This window comes from Pedobacter miscanthi (assembly GCF_032678605.1).
GTDB classification, from domain to species: Bacteria; Bacteroidota; Bacteroidia; order Sphingobacteriales; family Sphingobacteriaceae; genus Pedobacter; species Pedobacter miscanthi_A.
Genome location: NZ_JAVTSU010000009.1, coordinates 239,118 through 258,553 on the forward strand (window position 1 = coordinate 239,118; position 19,436 = coordinate 258,553).

At 38.9% G+C, this 19,436-nt stretch carries 18 protein-coding genes; 8 read left to right on the forward strand and 10 right to left on the reverse strand.

The features are described from left to right. Nucleotides 1-9 precede the first annotated feature (9 nt). The 3 genes from polA to R2R28_RS15330 all read left to right on the forward strand — a co-directional run bounded on the left by polA (nt 10) and on the right by R2R28_RS15330 (nt 4,139). A complete protein-coding gene (gene polA, locus R2R28_RS15320; protein ID WP_316826562.1) occupies nt 10-2,817 on the forward strand; it encodes a DNA polymerase I in 2,808 nt (935 codons plus the stop codon). 52 nt (nt 2,818-2,869) lie between these two features. Next, complete coding sequence (locus R2R28_RS15325; protein WP_316826563.1) at nt 2,870-3,694, forward strand: TonB family protein; 825 nt, start codon at nt 2,870-2,872, stop codon at nt 3,692-3,694. Between the two features lie 103 nt (nt 3,695-3,797). Further along, nucleotides 3,798-4,139 carry a hypothetical protein gene (locus tag R2R28_RS15330; protein WP_316826564.1) on the forward strand — a complete coding sequence of 114 codons (342 nt, stop codon included), beginning with the start codon at nt 3,798-3,800 and terminating at the stop codon, nt 4,137-4,139. 208 nt (nt 4,140-4,347) lie between these two features. Here R2R28_RS15330 and R2R28_RS15335 read toward each other — a convergent pair whose 3' ends face one another. The 8 genes from R2R28_RS15335 to pdhA form a co-directional block, all read right to left on the reverse strand. Then, nucleotides 4,348-5,025 carry a metal-dependent hydrolase gene (locus tag R2R28_RS15335; RefSeq protein ID WP_316826565.1) on the reverse strand — a complete coding sequence of 226 codons (678 nt, stop codon included), beginning with the start codon at nt 5,023-5,025 and terminating at the stop codon, nt 4,348-4,350. A 57-nt stretch (nt 5,026-5,082) separates the two neighbouring features. Next, the gene (locus tag R2R28_RS15340; protein ID WP_316826566.1) at nt 5,083-5,388 is read right to left on the reverse strand and encodes a YbaB/EbfC family nucleoid-associated protein; all 306 of its coding nucleotides are present in this window, start codon (nt 5,386-5,388) and stop codon (nt 5,083-5,085) included. A 23-nt stretch (nt 5,389-5,411) separates the two neighbouring features. Beyond that, entirely contained in the window at nt 5,412-6,395 is a 984-nt protein-coding gene (locus R2R28_RS15345) for a hypothetical protein (RefSeq protein WP_316826567.1), read from the reverse strand. A gap of 5 nt (nt 6,396-6,400) precedes the next feature. Next, nucleotides 6,401-7,630, reverse strand: coding sequence for a serine hydrolase domain-containing protein (locus R2R28_RS15350; protein WP_316826568.1), 1,230 nt, complete (start codon nt 7,628-7,630; stop codon nt 6,401-6,403). Nucleotides 7,631-7,698: 68 nt separating this feature from the next. Next, nucleotides 7,699-8,250 carry a cupin domain-containing protein gene (locus R2R28_RS15355; RefSeq protein WP_316826569.1) on the reverse strand — a complete coding sequence of 184 codons (552 nt, stop codon included), beginning with the start codon at nt 8,248-8,250 and terminating at the stop codon, nt 7,699-7,701. 219 nt (nt 8,251-8,469) lie between these two features. Beyond that, on the reverse strand, nt 8,470-10,245 hold the full coding sequence (locus R2R28_RS15360; protein WP_316826570.1) for a DUF885 domain-containing protein: 1,776 nt from the start codon (nt 10,243-10,245) through the stop codon (nt 8,470-8,472). A 141-nt stretch (nt 10,246-10,386) separates the two neighbouring features. Continuing rightward, nucleotides 10,387-12,057 carry a pyruvate dehydrogenase complex dihydrolipoamide acetyltransferase gene (locus R2R28_RS15365; protein WP_316826571.1) on the reverse strand — a complete coding sequence of 557 codons (1,671 nt, stop codon included), beginning with the start codon at nt 12,055-12,057 and terminating at the stop codon, nt 10,387-10,389. Nucleotides 12,058-12,087: 30 nt separating this feature from the next. Continuing rightward, nucleotides 12,088-13,083, reverse strand: coding sequence for a pyruvate dehydrogenase (acetyl-transferring) E1 component subunit alpha (gene pdhA / locus R2R28_RS15370; protein WP_187592273.1), 996 nt, complete (start codon nt 13,081-13,083; stop codon nt 12,088-12,090). A 495-nt stretch (nt 13,084-13,578) separates the two neighbouring features. Here pdhA and R2R28_RS15375 point away from each other — a divergent pair, with 495 nt between their 5' ends. From R2R28_RS15375 to R2R28_RS15390, 4 genes are all read left to right on the forward strand, one after another. Next, a complete protein-coding gene (locus R2R28_RS15375) occupies nt 13,579-14,136 on the forward strand; it encodes a C40 family peptidase (RefSeq protein WP_025141508.1) in 558 nt (185 codons plus the stop codon). Nucleotides 14,137-14,349: 213 nt separating this feature from the next. Further along, nucleotides 14,350-15,447, forward strand: a complete 1,098-nt coding sequence (locus R2R28_RS15380; protein WP_316826572.1) for a CapA family protein — start codon at nt 14,350-14,352, stop codon at nt 15,445-15,447. A 44-nt stretch (nt 15,448-15,491) separates the two neighbouring features. Beyond that, nucleotides 15,492-15,677: a hypothetical protein gene (locus R2R28_RS15385; protein WP_316826573.1), complete on the forward strand. Its 186-nt coding sequence runs from the start codon at nt 15,492-15,494 to the stop codon at nt 15,675-15,677. Beyond that, nucleotides 15,674-15,799, forward strand: a complete 126-nt coding sequence (locus R2R28_RS15390) for a hypothetical protein (RefSeq protein WP_316826574.1) — start codon at nt 15,674-15,676, stop codon at nt 15,797-15,799. Before R2R28_RS15385 ends, R2R28_RS15390 begins: the two co-directional genes overlap by 4 nt. A gap of 1 nt (nt 15,800) precedes the next feature. Here R2R28_RS15390 and R2R28_RS15395 read toward each other — a convergent pair whose 3' ends face one another. After that, entirely contained in the window at nt 15,801-15,986 is a 186-nt protein-coding gene (locus R2R28_RS15395; RefSeq protein WP_025141500.1) for a hypothetical protein, read from the reverse strand. Nucleotides 15,987-16,099: 113 nt separating this feature from the next. Here R2R28_RS15395 and R2R28_RS15400 point away from each other — a divergent pair, with 113 nt between their 5' ends. Beyond that, nucleotides 16,100-17,038: an SPFH domain-containing protein gene (locus tag R2R28_RS15400; protein WP_316826575.1), complete on the forward strand. Its 939-nt coding sequence runs from the start codon at nt 16,100-16,102 to the stop codon at nt 17,036-17,038. Nucleotides 17,039-17,162: 124 nt separating this feature from the next. On the opposite strand, the gene R2R28_RS15405 is transcribed toward R2R28_RS15400, so the two are convergent. Further along, nucleotides 17,163-19,328 (reverse strand): carboxy terminal-processing peptidase, encoded by a 2,166-nt coding sequence (locus R2R28_RS15405; protein WP_316826576.1) that lies wholly within the window; start codon nt 19,326-19,328, stop codon nt 17,163-17,165. Between the last annotated feature and the right edge of the window lie 108 nt (nt 19,329-19,436).

The window sequence follows — 19,436 nt, forward strand, 5'->3', positions numbered from 1 at the left end:
TGTAACCACATGAATAAAAAACTCTTTCTCCTAGACGGTATGGCGCTAATGTACAGGGCGCATTTTGCATTAAGTAAAAATCCCCGTTTTACTTCAACGGGTATCAATACATCGGCAGTGATGGGCTTTACCAATACCTTATTAGATGTTTTGAAGAAAGAAAAACCGACACATATCGCGGTTGTTTTCGATACGGAGGCACCAACAGAAAGGCATACTACATTTGAGGCATATAAAGCCCAACGACAAGCAATGCCCGAAGATCTGGCTGCTGCAATGCCCTATGTAATTAAACTGATTACCGGCTTTAATATCCCGGTGATTACTTCTGATGGTTACGAAGCCGATGATATTATTGGTACACTGGCTAAAAAAGCGGAGCAAAAAGGTTATCAGGTATACTGTATGACACCAGATAAGGATTTTGCGCAACTGGTTTCTGAAAATATTTTTATTTACAAACCGGCCCGTATGGGTAACGATATGGAAATATTGGGTGTAAAAGAAATATTGGCCAAATGGGAAATCGAAAATGTGTTACAGGTAATCGATATTCTGGGTTTATGGGGCGATGCCGTTGATAACATCCCGGGTATTCCAGGCATTGGCGAGAAAACAGCAAAAGCGCTGATCAAACAATATGGCTCGATGGAGAAAATTATCGAAAACTCGCACGAATTAAAAGGCAAGCAGCGCGAAAACGTAGAAAATTTTGCCGAACAGGGTTTGCTTTCTAAAAAACTGGCTACCATTTTATTGGATGTTCCGGTTGAGTTGGATGAAGCGAGCTTAGAGCTTTGCGATCCGAGTCGCGATTTATTAGAACCCTTATTTACCGAATTAGAATTCAGGACGCTAGGCCGCAGGGTATTTGGAGATGAATTTTCAGTTACCACTGCCCGTTTTCAGGAAGGCACCCAAACCGATTTATTTGGCAACCAGGCTGGTGAAGCCATTCAATATACCAATACGCTCGAAGAAGAACCGGCTGAAAAACTTCCGGCTAAAACCATCGAAAATACAGAACACGATTACCAGTTGGTTGATACCGCTGAGCAACGTGCCGATTTAATCAAATTATTGCTTGCCGAGAAACGGATTTCGTTCGATACGGAAACAACAGGCACTGATGCAAACATGGCCGATTTAGTGGGTTTATCTTTCTCGATAAAACCAGGTAGAGGTTATTATATCCCTGTTCCGGCAGAAAGGGAAAAAGCCCAGCTTATTGTTGATGAGTTTAGGGTAGTGCTGGAGAATGAGGCTATCGAAAAAATCGGGCAGAATACCAAATACGACATTCTGGTATTAAAATGGTATGGCCTTCAGGTACAAGGAAAACTGTTCGATACGATGCTTGCACACTATTTAATAGATCCTGATACCCGCCATGGCATGGATGTTTTATCAGAGAACTATTTGGGTTACTCGCCCATCTCCATTACCAAACTGATTGGTGCAAAAGGTAAAAACCAGGGCACCATGCGTGATGTACCGGTAATTGATGTGGTAGATTATGCAGCCGAAGATGCTGATGTTACCTTACAGTTGGCCCACATTTTCGAGCCGAAATTAAAAGAACTAAACGCGGCTAAACTGGCCGAAGAAATAGAGAATCCTTTGGTTTATGTATTGGCAGATATTGAAAAGGAAGGTGTTCGCATTGATATTGAAACCTTAAAGGCCTATTCTAAAGAGCTTGAAACCGAAATCATCAAGTTCGAACAGAATGTATATGACAAAGCAGGGATTAAATTTAACCTGGCCTCGCCAAAACAATTGGGAGAGGTGCTGTTTGATAAACTTCAGCTTGATCCTAAAGCTAAAAAGACTAAAACTGGTCAGTATCAAACCGGAGAAGATGTTTTAACAGCCTTAGCCAGTAAAAGTGATATTGTACAGGATATTTTAGATTTTCGCCAGCTACAGAAGCTTAAATCAACTTACGTTGATGCATTGCCTTTGATGGTTAACCCAAAAACAGGTCGTGTACACACATCTTACAATCAGGCAGTAGCCGCTACTGGCAGGTTAAGCTCTAACAATCCGAACTTACAGAATATTCCGATCCGCAGCGAACGTGGCAGAGAGGTACGTAAAGCCTTTATTGCACGAGATGAGAACCATATCCTGTTATCGGCCGATTATTCGCAGATCGAATTGCGCATTATTGCCGAAATCAGTAAGGAAGAAAATATGCTCGATGCTTTTAACAAAGGGATCGATATCCACACCGCCACAGCCGCCAAAGTATATGGTGTAAGTATCGAAGAGGTAGACGGAACCCAGCGTAGAAATGCAAAAGCAGTAAACTTTGGGATCATCTACGGTCAATCTGCTTTTGGTTTATCGCAGAATTTGGGCATTCCGCGTAAAGAGGCAGCAGAAATTATAGAACAATATTTTGAGCAATACCCGGGCATTAAACGTTACATGAGCGATACCATGAACTTTGCACGGGAGAACGGATTTGTGGAAACGATAATGGGTAGAAGACGCTATTTAAGAGACATTAACTCGGCCAATCAGACGGTAAGGGGTTTTGCCGAACGAAATGCCATTAACGCACCTATTCAGGGCTCGGCAGCAGATATGATCAAAATTGCCATGATCAATATCCATAAAGAAATGAAAGCACAGCATCTGCAATCCACCATGACCATGCAGGTACATGATGAGTTGGTGTTTGATGTGTTACGCTCGGAAAAAGACGTAATGAAAGCCATTATACAGGATAAAATGGCGAATGCTATTAAATTAACCGTTCCTATTGTAGTAGAAATTGGTGAGGGTGATAACTGGCTGGCGGCACATTAACATGAAAACCTTATCCATATTCATTTTATGTTGCCTGATATCCATTGGATGTATGGCCCAAAAAAGTGATACGCTGATTACTTATAGTTTTGGCGAAAACTATTATAAAGAAAAAATTAAGCCGGTTGAAACATATAAAGTGTACAAAAAAGACAGTGTTTGGCTCAAAACAACTTTTAATTGGAAACAGGAATTAATCAAAACGGAGACATTTGCCGATCGTAAACTAAAAAAGCTAAATGGCGGGTATTTTGAATATGAAAACGGTAAAATTTTATTAAAAGGATTATACCTCAATAACAAAAAAACAGGCCTTTGGACAAATTTCGATGCTGATGGCAAACCAAAAGAATCGAAAATATTTGAGGAAGATAAGCTTAACGGACCGCATATCCAATACTGGAAAAACGGCAATACAAAATGGAGTGAGCATTATGCGAAAGCCTATAAAGTTGGTGAATCGAAACTCTTTTATGAAGATGGTAAACTTGCCCTAAAAGAACTTTATGATGGAAAGGGTAACTTGACTGACAGTACCTATCTGGACAGGAATGGAGAACCGGTAACCAAAGCCGGTATTACAACCGAGCCATCATTTCAGGGTGGGATGAAGAAGTTTTATATGTTTTTGGCCAAAAGTATCAGGTACCCTGTAGAAGCCCGAAACAACAGAAACCAGGGAAAGGTATACTTATCCTTTATGGTGTCCGGTACGGGCAAAATAGAAGATATAAAAATTATTTCTGCACCTCACATCAGCCTGGCTGAAGAAGCCATCAGGATTTTGCGCCAATCGCCGGATTGGATTCCGGCCACCCTGTTCGGAAAACCTATCTCTGTACCATGCAACATCAATATTAATTTCACGATAAGTTAGGTTTATTAAAAAAATAAAAATATTCGTTATCTTCATTAAAACTTCATATCAATTAATGAATTTTATATCAACAAAAAAACGAGTAAAACAAAAATCAGAAATTATGAAAAAGTTATTGAGTTTAATCGCAATCGCAGCATTTGGTTTAACAACAGCATTTGCTCAAACACCTGCAACAGCGCCAGCAGCTAAAACCAAAATGGTTGCTAAAAAAGAAGTAAAAACAACAACTGCTCCGGTAAAAGCAGGGGTAAAACAAGAGGCCAAAAAGGTAGAGACTAAAACCACTACTACAGCTGCTAAAGTAAAAGCAGATGGTACGCCAGATATGCGTTTTAAAGATAATAAAGCAAAAGCAGTAACTAAAGTTGCTGGTCCAACTAAAAAAGATGGCACAGCTGATATGCGTTACAAAGCAAATAAAGAAGCTGCTAAGAAGAATTAGGTTCAGGTTTATAATTTGAAGGGTCTCTAATGAAAATTAGAGGCCCTTTTTTGTTTTTACGCTACATGAATTACTCCTTAAGCATGCAATTCGCAAAAAAAATCGTCATCTCGACCGGAACGCAGTGTAGCGGAGAGATCTACCTCGAGATAGATTTCTCTCCCGAATATTCGGGATTGCACTTCAGTCGAAATGACGAATAATTGAACTATAAGCTTATCGTTTCACCTATTTCAGGTAACAATAAAGTTTTCTTTTCGCGCTCAAATTTATCCAAAGCAGCTTTGGTATCAATTTCAATTACAGGGAAAGTATTATAATGTACACCAATTACCTTATCGCAATCAAAATACTTAGTGGCGATTAAGGCATCATCAACATCCATGGTGTAATTTCCTCCGATTGGTAAGATCGCATAATCCAGGTTATAAATATCAGCCAAAACCTTCATTTCGATGGTTAAACCAGTATCACCTGCAAAATAAATTTGTTTACCTTCTACTTCCAGCACAAAACCGGCTGGGTTACCGCCATAACTTCCGTCGGGTAAACCAGAAGAATGTGTAGCAGGTACCATGCGTACAGCACCCCATTCGAAAGTAAATTTACCAAAATTCATTCCATGTACTTTTTCTACACCTTGCTTCGAAGCCCAGTCGGTAATTTCAGGCATTGCAATAACAGTTGCCTGGGTTTGTTTGGCCAATGCTACTAAATCGGCTACATGATCTCCATGACCATGACTAACCAAAATATAATCAGCCTCAATAGCCTTAATATCTATATTTTTAGCTAATGGGTTATGTGATATAAATGGATCGAACAATAATTTTTTACCAGCAGCTTCGAGTAAGAAACAAGACTGGCCATAATAAGTGTATTTCATAATTTTAGTATCAAGTAGTAAGATTTGGGAATCAAGATTGATTTAGTGAGAATGGCACTATTGACCAAACATGCCACCTAAGCCACCCAGCATATCCTGTGCTGATGCCTGCATTTCGGCAGCGCTAACCTGTTCAGCACTTGCCATGGCTTTGTTAATAGCAGTTAATAAAAGTTCTTCCAACTCCTCTTTATCTGCATTTTTTAAAAATTCTTCGTCAATGGCTACTGCGGTAATGGCTTTATTTGCTGTTGCAGTGATTTTTATCGCACCATTTTCAACTTCTCCATATACCGATATGGTATCAAGGCGTTTTTTAATTTCTTCGGCTTTTTGCTGAGCCGCAAATAATTTATCGAACATAACAGTTAGTATTTATAGTAAAACTAAATTCGGCCCAAAATCGTATTCGCTTCATCCAGAAAGCGCTCAATTTTTTTAGTGCCGGTAAAGTGTTTAAGGTTTAAGATGGTTACTTTGTTTTTGGCAGGCAATAAAATCTCTGCCCTTACTTCGGTACCTGAATACATAAGATTGGTTGTTTTCCTGATCACCTGAAAACGGATCAGGTCATCAAAGGGATATTCTTTTATTACTCTGCCTGCAAATGTAGATCGGATAATTTTTCTTTGGCTCTTATCAAAGCGGAAATTCGAAGTTGCCGCAAAAAGAAGCCCGAAACCAATGGCCGCGGGGAGGTAGCTTAAAAACATTCTTTTAAAAGCATTCTCGTTAGCCATAAAGCCGGGATTAAGCAATATAGCAACGGTAGCGCCGATAAAAATGAATCCAAAGATCAAGCTGCCCAGCTTATTATCGCGCAACAGGTATACGCCTCCTTCATCTTTAAAAAACTGAAAGTCGTAAATGGCCTGTTTAGGGATTACGGGAGCATTGGCAAAAACCAGTTCATCAATTTTTGGCAATACTTCTTGTTGAAACTGGATGAGGTTAGGGCTACTGGCTTTGCTGTAACCACCGGAAACAATTAATCCTTTACCATGACGGTTACTTTTTTTAAAAAGCCTGTAATTGTAACCACTGCCCAATATTTCGTAAGGCTCAACAGAAGCGATATCATCAAATGGGATCGACCCTGTAGGCAAAAACGCAATCTTTTTATACAAAACTCTGTTATTTCCATCAAAAACGACTTTCGTTTCGGCAATAAAAATCAGCAAAAGTGGAATTAACAATAAAAGTCCATAATATCCAAAGGTGAGTTCAGTTGAATAACCCTGGATCGATCTCGATAAAAAGAAAATAAAGGCCGCAAATAGTACAAAAAAGATAACACCAACTATCCTTAAATTTCTTTTAGGATAGATGGTTAATGTACCAGGGCCGATAATCCATTTTGTTTTTGCCATAAAAATTAATCTTCATCCGAACCTGGCAAACTTCCGTTACCATGGTAAGCCCCTTTACGGATAATTGGCATATCGAAGTGTTTATAAAGATCGTCGAGATGCATTAAACTTCCGTTAGTCAGATTGCCTAAAAACACAATAACGATGTTTTTGTTTAAATCTCTTACATAAATATGTCTGAACCCATGCCACCAACCCGTATGGTAAACTACTTTATCCATTTTTTCGCCATCAAACATCCTCCAGCCGTAACCATAGTTAAAATGTCCGTTTACGGGCTTATTGTGACCTGTATAAGCAGAATCAAGGCTTTTTTGAGTCAGCAATCTTCCATTTTTTAAATATTTATCAAACAGTACCAGGTCGTGTACCGTACTGTAAATACCTTTATCTCCAACGGGGCCATCCAAAAAGTTTTGTGCAACAGAATAACGCCACGTACGATCGTGACCAACCACATCAACCGGGATTTTTTCATATTCGGTTGTGCTATATACGTGAGTATGTTTTAATCCGGCTGGCTTAAATACGTGCTCCATCATATACTGTGAATACCGTTGTCCGGTTACTTTTTCGATGATGGCACCCAAAACCATAAAGTTTGAGTTATTGTAGTGGAAACGGTTATCGGGTTTGGTGTATGGATTAGGTTTGCGTTCGGCAATTACATCCATCACTTCCTGATTCGTTACTCCTTTTTTCATGTTGCGCTTTTCTTTACGCCAGATATCATCGATAAAGTACACGTAATTCATCATGCCGCTTCGGTGAGAGAGTAATAATTTTACAGTGATCCCATCGTAAGGAAAATTCGGATAAAACTTTTTTACGTTGTCGTTTAATGATAGTTTTCCAGCTTCTACCAATTGCATAATGGCTGTGCCGGTAAAGGTTTTAGTAATCGAAGCCAGCTCGAACTCGGAGTTAATGTTAAGGCTATCGCGGTGAAGATAGTCAGCCCATCCAATGGCTTTTTCGTAAAGGATTTTTCCGTCTTTAGCCACCAGCATATTGCCGTTAAAGCCAAATTTCTTATGCAGGTTATCTACAAAATCAGCAATCCATTTATCTCCTTTTTCCGGATTGTAAACCAATAAAAGGCTATCGGCCTTGTCATCTTCTTTGGTGCGGATTTTTTTTTCTGCCGCCTTTTTCTCTTCAGCTTTTTTGCCTGAACAGGCGGTTAATAAGGTTGCGGAGAGGGCTAATGCTGAACATATATATCGAAAATTCATTTATATCAGGGATAGTGTATTTAAAACCCGAAAATTAAAGAATTTTAGACGGTAAAAACGAAAGAGTTTTACACATTTTCGCATTTTTGATTGTACCAGCACTCAAACAAATGGCCTTTACTTCCATAAACAGGGTCGCTATCCGGATTGTTCACTTTAGCAATGTCATCATCAGCCTCAGGGCGCTCTTCTACCGTACCATATTTCATGTTATACCCGGCACCATTCGGGTAGGCTGCCACCACGGTAAAGTCATCACTTGAGTTTAGTTTTTTGTGTGCAACACCTGCCGGAATGATGATCACATCGCCCTTATCCAGTTCGATACAAACACCGTGATCGCCACCAAACTGTACATCGGCCTTGCCACAGAATACCCCCATCACTTCGTGCGTATTACTGTGGTAATGATGATAATCGAAAATGCCATCCACCCACGAATTGGTATAACCATTCTGCGCAAAAACCTTTCTGATTACCTCTTCCGTATCGTCAGGATGTAACCTGAAAGTACCTTTGTAGATCATTAATGGCAAAGTGGGGTTATTAGGGAAATTGCCATTTTCTTCAATTTTATGCGCAACTAAATAAGCTTCTTGTATCAATTTTTCTCTGTCCATGATTTGGGTGTTTTAATCATTAACAAAGTAATTGGAAAAGGGTTTCGGAATTTGATGAATTGGGATAATAGCGGTTCTTGCAGACACGAACCACGGCGTAAATAATGATCGTCATCTCGACTGGAGCATCGCAGAATGGAGAGATCTATCTAGATAGATTTCTCGGCTGCGTTTCACTTTGCTCGAAATGACGACTTCTTGGACAACTATATATAGATCTTATTTCTGGCTTGCTGCCCAATCATCCATTTTTGTTTCAAAAACAGATAGCGGCAACGATCCATCTTTTAAAACAGCAGTATGGAAAGCGGCCAGTTTAAATTTAGGTCCTAACTCTTTTTCGTATTTAGCCCTTAATTCGCGAATTTTCATGGCACCGGTTTTGTAGCCCAAAGCCTGTGCTGGCATCCCCATATAACGTTCTATTTCGGCTGTAGCGCCTTCGGTACTGATGGCTTCATTATCCGTCATATATTTAATCGCAGCTTCTCTGCTCATGTTCTTGCTATGAATGGCTACATCAACAACCAAACGGATCGCCCGGTGCATTTCATCACCCAAAGCACCCATGTGTTGGTAAGGGTCCTGATAAAGGCCTAATTCTTTCCCTAAAGATTCGCAATACAACGCCCAACCTTCTACATAAGCATTGTGCCCACCAAAACGACGGAAATTAGGTAATGATTTATTCTCCTGTGTTAAAGAAATCTGGTAATGGTGGCCAGGAATTGCCTCGTGCAGAAATAAGGATTCCATCCCCGAAGTAGTGTTAAATGTTTTTGCATCTAAAATCGGCACATAAAATATCCCTGGCCTCGTTCCGTCAGCCGAACCCTGATTGTACTCTGCACTGGCCGAAGCTGCCCTGAAAGCCTCTGTTTGGCGAATTTCGAAAGGTGTTTTAGGTTCTACGTCAAACATCTTTTTCAAATTGGGTTTCATGCGCTGGTGGATATTTTCAAAAGCATCTAAAATTTCTTTTGGTGTTTTATAAGGCATAAATTTTTTATCGGTTTTCATGTACTCGAAAAAGGCTTTTAAATCGCCCTTAAAACCTACCAGATTTTTAATGCTATCCATTTGGCCTTTAATACGGGCAACCTCCTTTAAACCTGTTTGATAAATCTCTTCGGGTGTTTTGGTAGTAGTGGTTTGTTGTTTCACCAGATAAGTGTACCAGGCCAAGCCACCAGGCATGGCAGAATAACCAGATGTTGTACGGCTTTTTGGTAAATATTCATTTTGAAGGTAATCGCCCAGTTTTTTATAGGCTGGAATGATCACATTGGTAATCGAATTGCGGTACGCCCCTGTTAATTTCTCTCTATCTGCTGCAGAAAAACTGTTTGGCATTAACTTAATGGGGCCATAAAACAAACTTTCTTCAGGTTTGGCTACCACCATACCCTGCATCTGGGGAATCATTTTTACCACCAATGCTTTTGGCAATACAATACCTGCTGTTACACCTTTTTTAAAATTTCCAATGGCAGTATCTGCCCATACCGAAAACGCTGCGGCACGCTTTAGCCAATCTTCATAATTTTTTACGGTTTTAAATGGTTGGGCTCCCGTTCCTGAACCGAGTTGACCAATGGTGAGGGGCAGAGCGATCATTTGGTTAAATGGCAGATATTCTGAGTGATATTTCAAACCTTCCAAATTGACTTCCAATTGATCTTTCAGGTAGTCGAAAGATAATTTATCGTTTGCATCAAAACTTTCGCGGTCATACTTACCTAAGCTTTCCAGATAACGCTGATTGTAGCTTTTAAATTCTTTTAAATATGCCTGCGATCCATCGTTGGCCAAAAGATCATTATAACGTTCATCGCCAATATATGTAGCATTAAGCGGGTTTAATTTTAATCCATCCTGATAATATTGTTCACACATGGCAGCAAAAGCTTTATTATCGGCATTCTCCGAACTACTTTTTTGCTTACAGGCAACTACCGCGCTAATACAGGCAGCAAAAAGAATTATTTTCCTCATTTGTTTTGGTTTAAGGTTTAATCAAAAATAGCAAATTAAGTCGCCATTTACTAAAAGCCTTAAACGCAAAAAAGCCACCCTGAAAGGATGGCTTTTAATTTTATAATGAGATCCTTCGAGAAGCTCAGGATGACAAATGCATTACGCCAATAACCTGATTGGCTCTTCTAATAAACCTTTTAACGTTTGTAAGAATTGTGCTCCTGTTGCACCATCAACAACACGGTGATCGCAACCTAAAGTCAATTTCATTACATTACCAGGAACAACAGCACCGTTTTTAACAACCGGAACTTGCTGGATAGCGCCTACTGATAAAATTGCACCATCAGGAGAGTTGATGATTGATGTAAACTCATCAATACCGAACATCCCTAAGTTAGATACGGTAAAGGTAGAACCTTCCCAATCTGCTGGCTGTAATTTTTTAGCTTTTGCTTTTCCACCGAAATCTTTTACTTCAGCAGAAATGTGTGATAATGATTTACCATCAGCAAAACGTACTACTGGCACCAATAAACCGTCTTCAACAGCCATGGCTACACCAATATTGGTATGCTCGTTAAACCTGATTTTATCGCCACCCCATGATGAGTTAACAGCCGGGTGTTTTTTCAAGGCAACCGCAACCGCTTTAATAACGATATCGTTGAAAGAAACCTTAACCGGAGCAACAGCATTGATTGCAGTACGTGCAGCCATTGCATTATCCATATCAATACTGATGGTTAAGTAGAAGTGAGGAGCAGTAAATAAACTTTCTGCTAAACGTTTTGCAATTACTTTACGCATTTGCGAAACCGGAGCTTCAGTAAATTTAACTTCGCCAACGTAAGTAGGAATAACTGGTGCTGGTGCAGCAGCTTTCTCAGCAGCCGGAGCTGAAGCAGACTCTGCTTTAGCAGGTGCAGCTGATGGTTTAAAGTTTTCGATATCTTTTTTAATGATACGGCCACCTTCTGCACTACCTGCAACTTGTGCTAAATCAATCCCTTTATCTTTAGCGATTTTCTTAGCCAAAGGAGATGCTTTAACACGGCTATCTGATGAACTTTCTGCAACAGGAGCAGAAGTATTTGCATCAGCAGTTGCAGCTTGTTTTTCTTCTTTCGGAGCTTCTTCCCCGCCTTCAGCTTTAGCGTTTGAGCTTTGAGCTCCTCCAGCCAAAATTCCGCTAACATCTGTTCCTTCGGGACCAACGATTGCGATAATTCCGTTTACTTTAGCAGCCTGGCCTTTTTCTACACCGATATGTAATAAAGTTCCGGTTGCATAACCCATTACTTCCATAGTTGCCTTATCGGTTTCTACATCAGCAAGTACATCATCATCCTTAACTTTATCGCCAACTTTTTTATGCCATTCGGCTATTACGCCTTCAGTCATGGTATCGCTTAATAAAGGCATGCGGATCACCGTAACACCTTTAGCAGCCAATTCTTCTTCGCTTAAACCACCGCCTTGAGCAGGGGCAGCTTCCTCTTTTTTATCTTCAGCTTTTGGAGCATCGTCTTTGCTTTCAGACTTCGGACTTGCCGACTGTTCTGCTTCCAGAGCAGTTTTATAATCTTCACCTTCTTTACCGATAACGGCCATGATGGCATCAACAGGAACAGCTGTTCCCTCTTCTACACCTATGTATAAAAGCGTACCATCCCAATAAGATTCCATATCCATTGTTGCCTTGTCAGTTTCTACTTCTGCCAAAACATCGCCGCTTTTCACTTTATCGCCCACTTTTTTATGCCACTTCGCCAAAACCCCTTCGGTCATGGTGTCGCTCATTTTGGGCATTTTAATTACATCAGCCATTATATCTAATTAATTGAAATCTTATTAATATTAGTCCATTACGTAAGGGTAGTTCTCGGTCATATATACATCTTTGTATAATTCAGATGCTTCTGGCCAAGGAGATTCTTCAGCAAATTTCACTGCCTGATCAACAGTTGCTTTTACTTTAGCCTCTACTTCTTCAATCCATGCTTCGTCTGCATACTTTTCTTTTAGAATAGTTTCTCTTGCATGCTCAACAGGATCTTTTGCTTTGTAATCTTCTAATTCTTCTTTGGTACGGTATTTAGCAGGATCGGACATCGAGTGACCACGGTAACGGTAAGTTCTCATTTCTAAGAAAGTTGGTCCTTCGCCTTTACGTGCACGTTGAATAGCCTCATCCATGGCGTTGTGAACCGCAACCGGATCCATACCATCAACTGGTGCGCATGGCATATCAAAACCTAAACCAATTTTATAAATATCGGTCATGTTCGTAGTACGTTGTACCGAGGTACCCATTGCATAACCATTGTTTTCGCAAACAAAAATAACAGGCAATTTCCAAAGCATGGCCATGTTAAAAGTTTCGTTTAATGCACCCTGGCGCACCGCACCATCGCCCATATAACAAATGTTAACGTTATCGGTACCTTTATATTTTTCTGCAAAAGCAACGCCAGCACCTAGAGGAATCTGACCGCCAACAATTGCATGACCACCGTAAAAGTTATGCTCTTTACTGAACATGTGCATTGAACCACCTTTACCTTTAGAGCAACCTGTAGCTTTACCGTACATTTCTGCCATAATACTATCAGCACTAACTCCTAAAGCTAAGGCATGGGCATGATCACGGTAAGTGGTAATCATTGAATCGCCTTTTTGCATTGCAGATATTGCTCCTGCAACTACAGCTTCTTGTCCAATGTATAAATGACAAAAGCCACGTATTTTTTGTTGTCCGTATAACTGGCCGGTTTTCTCTTCGAATTTGCGCATCAGCAACATCGACTCAAACCACTTTAACCAGGTATCTTTATTTATTTCTACTGCACTCATTTTAGGGTATTTGTTTTTTGCGACAGCAAATCTAATTTTTTTATTGTAATTTTTGGCACTTTTAAGTGTAAAAACATCATGGTATTGGGGTTAAAATCAGATTTAACAGTTGTTTTACAATTAAATACAAACCAGAAGTGCTTTCGCTCATTTGATGCAGATTTTTTATAATTAAATCAACGCCCTTTATCATAATATGTATTCAATTTATTCTGAAATTTAATTTTGCATTAGCGCTTATTTCCACAATTTAAAAATAAGGCAATCTTAAACCAAAATGGAATATCAAAAACAAAAATACTTTTAAAAAAAGATTGTTTCAGGCTGATTTTCTGTTTGAAAACGGTGGATAAAAAACAAAAATGTTAATAACTTTCACTTTTTATAACATTACATTTGGATAACATTTGTATAATCAATACTTTTGACAACCAACAATAAGCCCATGTGGTGTACGTTAATGTGTAAGTGAATACCCAAACATAACTGTATAACATGATTAAAAAAATTTTGTTTTCTACCCTAATTGCTATCTGCACGCTCTCAACCGCATTTGCGCAAACAAAAACAAAAGAATCTGGTAAAGAATTAAATGACCCTGATAACCTTGCATCACAATATTTTTCGCAGGTAATGGGTGTTGCGGTAGATGCAACCTCGAATTTAAAACTCTACAAATTTATATACGAATGGATCGGAACACCATATAGTTATGGTGGAAACAGTAAAAGAGGCATTGATTGCTCGGCTTTTACTAAAGCGATTTACGACAAAGTTTTCAACACTACCATCAGAAGAAATTCTCGCGATATTTTCAGCATGGTAGATCCCTTATCTAAAGAAGATTTAAAAGAGGGCGACCTGGTTTTCTTCAAGATTAAAAGCAGAAGTATTTCACACGTTGGTATCTACCTTGGTGACAACAGGTTTGCACATGCATCCAGCTCACGTGGCGTAGTAATCAGCAACCTGAACGAGCCTTATTATAGCCGTTACTTTTACAAGGGCGGGCGTGTATTAGAATCGTTTAAAAAAGAATTTGAAGTAGAATAGTTCAGTTGGCGGTTAACGTTTTTAAGTTGACAGTTACTAAAAATATAGAATCCTCCTAAAGAAATTTCGGAGGATTTTTTGTTTAACACAACTCCAGGTCGTCATTTGAGCGGAGTGAAACGCAATGAGAAATCTACTGCAAATCTCTCTCCCGAAACTTCGGGACTGTGCTTCAGTTGAGATGACGACTTTCATAAATACAATACACACTTAATGAAGCTTATTAACACCATTTTAATATTACCTTTTGTTGTAATTACCCTGATCAGCTGTACCAGCAATAATGCACAGGTTGCAGCCCCATTGGTCAAACAAGACACCACAATCAGGAAAATAAAGGATACAATATCCATCACCGCTGTTGGTGATATCATGCTCGGCTCGGCCTTTCCTTCCAAAATCAATCTACCGCCTGATGATGCTATTAACAGCTTTCAAGCGGTAGATAGTTTATTAAAAGGTGATATTGTATTTGGAAACCTGGAAGGCTGTTTTTTGAATTCAGGCAGTTCTAACAAATGTAATGGCATTAACCCTAACAATTGTTATGCCTTCAGAATGCCTGAACGTTACGCGGAGATTTATAAAAAAGCAAGTTTTAACGTTTTAAGCATTGCAAACAACCATGTGGGTGATTTTGATGCGAAGGGGAGAAAAAATACAGCAAGAATTTTAGATTCTTTACAAATTCACTACGCTGGCCAGGTAAACAAACCTTTCGAAATTTTTGAAAAAGATAGCGTTAAATATGCCTTCTGTGCTTTTGCACCTAACGAGAATACGGTATCAATCAACAAGGTCGACAGCGCAAAAGCATTGGTTACCCGTTTAAAAAAAATGGCGGATATCGTAATTGTTTCTTTTCATGGCGGGGGCGAAGGAGCCAGGTTTGAACATGTTCCCCGTAAAAACGAGATCTTTTATAAAGAAAACAGAGGGAATGTTTATGCTTTTGCACATGCGGTGATCGATGCGGGTGCTGATGTAGTTTTGGGCCATGGCCCGCATGTAACCCGGGCAGTTGAAGTATATAAAAATAAATTTATCGCTTACAGTTTAGGTAATTTTTGCACTTATGGCATGTTTAGCTTAAAAGGCAATAACGGCATCGCCCCATTACTTCAACTAAAAATAAATGCCAAAGGCGATTTTTTATATGCAGATATAGTATCCGTTAAACAGGATAAAATTAACCGCCTAACCCTTGATGAGAACGACGCGGCTTTTAAACGCATCAAAGAACTCACTGATATTGATTTCGTCGGTCATCAACTTAAATTTGAGAATAACAAGATCAGCTTAAAAGATTAATCTTCTGCGACATCAATCTCAAATTAATTCAGAATATTTGCCTTATGAAAACGGGATTAATACTTCACTATATTATTGGTATCGCAGCAGCACTTATGGTTTTGGCCGCAGCATACTATATCAATCAAAATCCAAAGAATCTATTATCTGCAGGAATTATCATTTTAGCAGGATCTTTGGTTGCCTTTAGTCAATACCAGATCATCAAACACAAAAAGAAACAAAAATGATTGCTGTTATTCTGGACACTACTCATGCCGCAAATTTTAAAGATGGAATTTATCTTGGCCTGGCCATCGGCGCAGCAATTGTACTTTTTCTATTGTCGAGAAAGTATAGGAGGAAGGGTTAACCTAACTCTCATCCTTCGTATTCTTTACCAATCCAATACCTGATACAAAGAAAATCAGTCCGATAATACCGTAAACCATTAATCCCCTTGTATTTTGGCTGTGGTTTACGAATCCATATCCGGCATAAATTAGGCCGATGATTCCCAATATCGTTAACACGGTTCCAAAAGTGCGTTTTACATTCATGATCTGTTTTTTTTAACATAAGACAAAAATTTACGGCTTTTGTTTGAACACTGGAAAATGGATGATGAATCGTTTGTATTTATTTTTTTATAACTTCATAAAAAAATCTAATTATGCAATACACCATTTACGTTGTAGCTATTGTAGCATTCATTATCCTACTCAGCTCATTTGTTACCGTTAAACAGGGAACCATTGCGGTGGTAACGGTTTTCGGTAAGTACCGCCGTCAGTTAAGACCAGGTTTAAATTTTAAAATCCCATTAATAGAGCAAATTTACTCCCGCATTTCTATTCAGAACCGCTCGGTAGAGTTATCTTTCCAGGCGGTAACGCAAGATCAGGCCAATGTATATTTTAAAGCCATGCTTTTATATTCTGTTGTGAACCAGGATGAAGAAACGATTAAGAATGTAGCCTTTAAATTCGTTGATGCTACAAACCTGATGCAAGCTTTAATCAGAACCATCGAAGGTTCGATCCGTGCTTATGTAGCTACACAAAAACAAGCAAATGTGTTGGCTCAGCGAAATGAAATTGTATTGCATGTAAAAGAGCAGATTGACCAGGTTTTAGATGGCTGGGGTTACCACCTTCAGGATCTTCAGTTAAATGATATTACTTTCGATGAAGAAATTATGCGCTCTATGAGCCGCGTGGTGGCATCAAACAACTTAAAAGCAGCTGCTGAGAACGAAGGTCAGGCGCTATTGATTACGAAAACCAAAGCTGCAGAAGCAGATGGTAATGCGATCAAAATTGCGGCAACTGCTGAACGTGAAGCTGCTCAATTACGCGGACAGGGTATTGCGTTGTTCCGTGCAGAGGTTGCCCATGGGATGAGTAAAGCCGCCCAGGAAATGGAACAGGCCAACCTGGACATTTCGGTAATCTTATTCACCATGTGGACAGAATCTATCAAACATTTTGCTGAAAACGGCGATGGCAACGTCATCTTTTTGGATGGCAGCACCGAAGGCATGAACAAAACCATGAAAGAAATGATGGCTATGCAGGTGAATAAACAAAACGAACCTACGGCGAAGAAATAACGATGAATCTTTAGTCCTCATAGGTTTGACAAGCAAGATGTCTATAAATCTATGAGGGCTTTTAAAAAAAATGCCTCTTTAGCTAAAAACTAAAGAGGCATTTTATATGAATAAATCTCTTAAATTAATTATTCTTAGGCATCAAACCTAAGTTCATTACATAACTGCCTGATTGTTGCATAAAATCTCCCATCACCCTTAACGATTCGTCTTCAATAAAATCGAAGGCATCTTGCTTGGTTACTTTATCACCTTTTTTAATGGCTGGTAATCCCCTTAAAGCTCTTAATTCATTTTGTCTGGCAAGGGTTTTAACTTCCTGTGCTTCGCGTTCAGCTTTAAGTTTAGCTTCATTTAAGGTTACTGAAACTTCATTATCACGTTTTTTAAGATCAGCAATATCCTGTTTAAGGTATTTGAAATCTAAAGAGTTTGAAATCCTTTGTTCGCTGTTTTTAATCAGTTGGGGCTTAACGGCCGTTAAATTGGCAACAGCTTTAAAGTTAGAGCTAGGAATCACATCCCAAGGTAACGCAGATGGTTCGGTATCTTCACCAATTTTATCCATTGGATAAACAGAAGGGAAAACAACATCTGGTGTAACCCCTTTATGTTGTGTACTGCTACCTGCTACGCGGTAAAATTTAGCCATGGTTAAATTGATCTGACCTAAATTGATATCAGCGGGATTAGCGCTACTTGGAGATGTTCCTACTGTTTTATCTTTAGAGATTAAACCGGCTACTCTTTGCAACATGCTTGGGTTTACCAGTTTATTTAAATCGATAGAAGATTGAACGGTTCCTTTACCATAGGTTTGGCTGCCCATTATAATACCACGACCGTAATCCTGAATTGCACCAGCGAAAATTTCAGATGCAGATGCACTTAAACGGTCTACCATTACACCGAATGGACCATCCCATGCTACACCACTGTTTTCATCTTCATCAACTTCAATTTTGCCCCTTAAATCTTTTACCTGCACTACTGGTCCTTTATCAATAAATAAACCTGTTAAAGAAATGGCCTCCACCAAAGAACCACCACCGTTTCCACGTAAATCCAATACAATTGCATTTACCTTATCGTAAGTTTTTAATGAGTCGATCAGTTTTCTTACATCACGGGTAGTGCTTTTATAATTTTTATCGCCAGCATTTGCAGCTTTAAAATCAGCATAGAAAGCTGGCAAAGTGATAATGCCCACTTTAATGTCCTTACCATTACTGTTAATGGTTTTTACTTTTTTCTTGGCAGAAGTTTCTTCCAGTACAATTTTATCGCGAACCAATTCTATAATCACTGGTTTCGACGACATTTCTTTTCCAACCGGAATCACTTTTAAACGCACTTTAGTTCCTTTCGGACCTTTAATTTTCGATACAGTATTATCTAATCTCCATCCCACTACATCAACAAATTCACCATCACCTTGTGCCACGGCAATAATCCTGTCGCCAGCACTTAACTGTTTACCTTTAAAAGCAGGTCCCCCCGCAATAATTTCTGAAATTTTTACCACTTCGTTTTCTAATTGTAAACGCGCTCCAATTCCTTCGAAAGAGCGCGACATATCTTCGTTAAAAGCAGCAGCGTTACTTGGGTTGAAATAATTGGTGTGTGGATCAATAGATTCAGTAAATGCATCCATTAAAATCTGGAAAACATCCTGATTATTGGTTTTTGATGTTTGAGACTGAAGATTCTGGTAACGTTTGGTTAAAGTTTCTACATTTTTTGCCTCGGTTGTTCCGGCAAGATTAAGGTTAATCAATTCGTATTTAACACGTTTTTTCCAGGTGTCGTTTAATGCCGTAGAAGAAACTGCCCAAGGCAATTTTTCTCTATCGTAAACATAAGTATCAGTCTGGTTAAAATCGAACTTGGTTTTAATCTGCGCTAACGAATAAGTAAAATATTCATTTAACCTTTTAGCGTATACATTATAGATAAAAAATGGACCACTTAAATCGCCGTTTTTAAAATCGTCGTCTAAAGTAAACCTGTATTTTTCAAATTCCTTGATATCAGATGCCAGGAAATAATTTTTACCCTGATCTAATGATTTGATGTACTTATCTAAAATAATAGAAGATATAGAATCGTTGATCTGAATTTTTTTATAATTATAACTTTCGATCAAATTCACAACCTCCTTAATCACAAGCTGTTGCTGCTGATCCGGTTTCACATTGGTAATTCCCTCAACTATCGGCTGAGTTTTAGGTGCAGCATGGCAGGCAAGTACAGCTCCGGTAAAAATTACAAAAAATATTCTCTTTAACATCTCTTTAAATGATTTAAAATCCATTTCCAATTCTATATAGCCAATATGATACCATTTTAGCAAAAAAACAAAAAAGAGACAGCATTATTACCGTCTCTTGTTAAAACT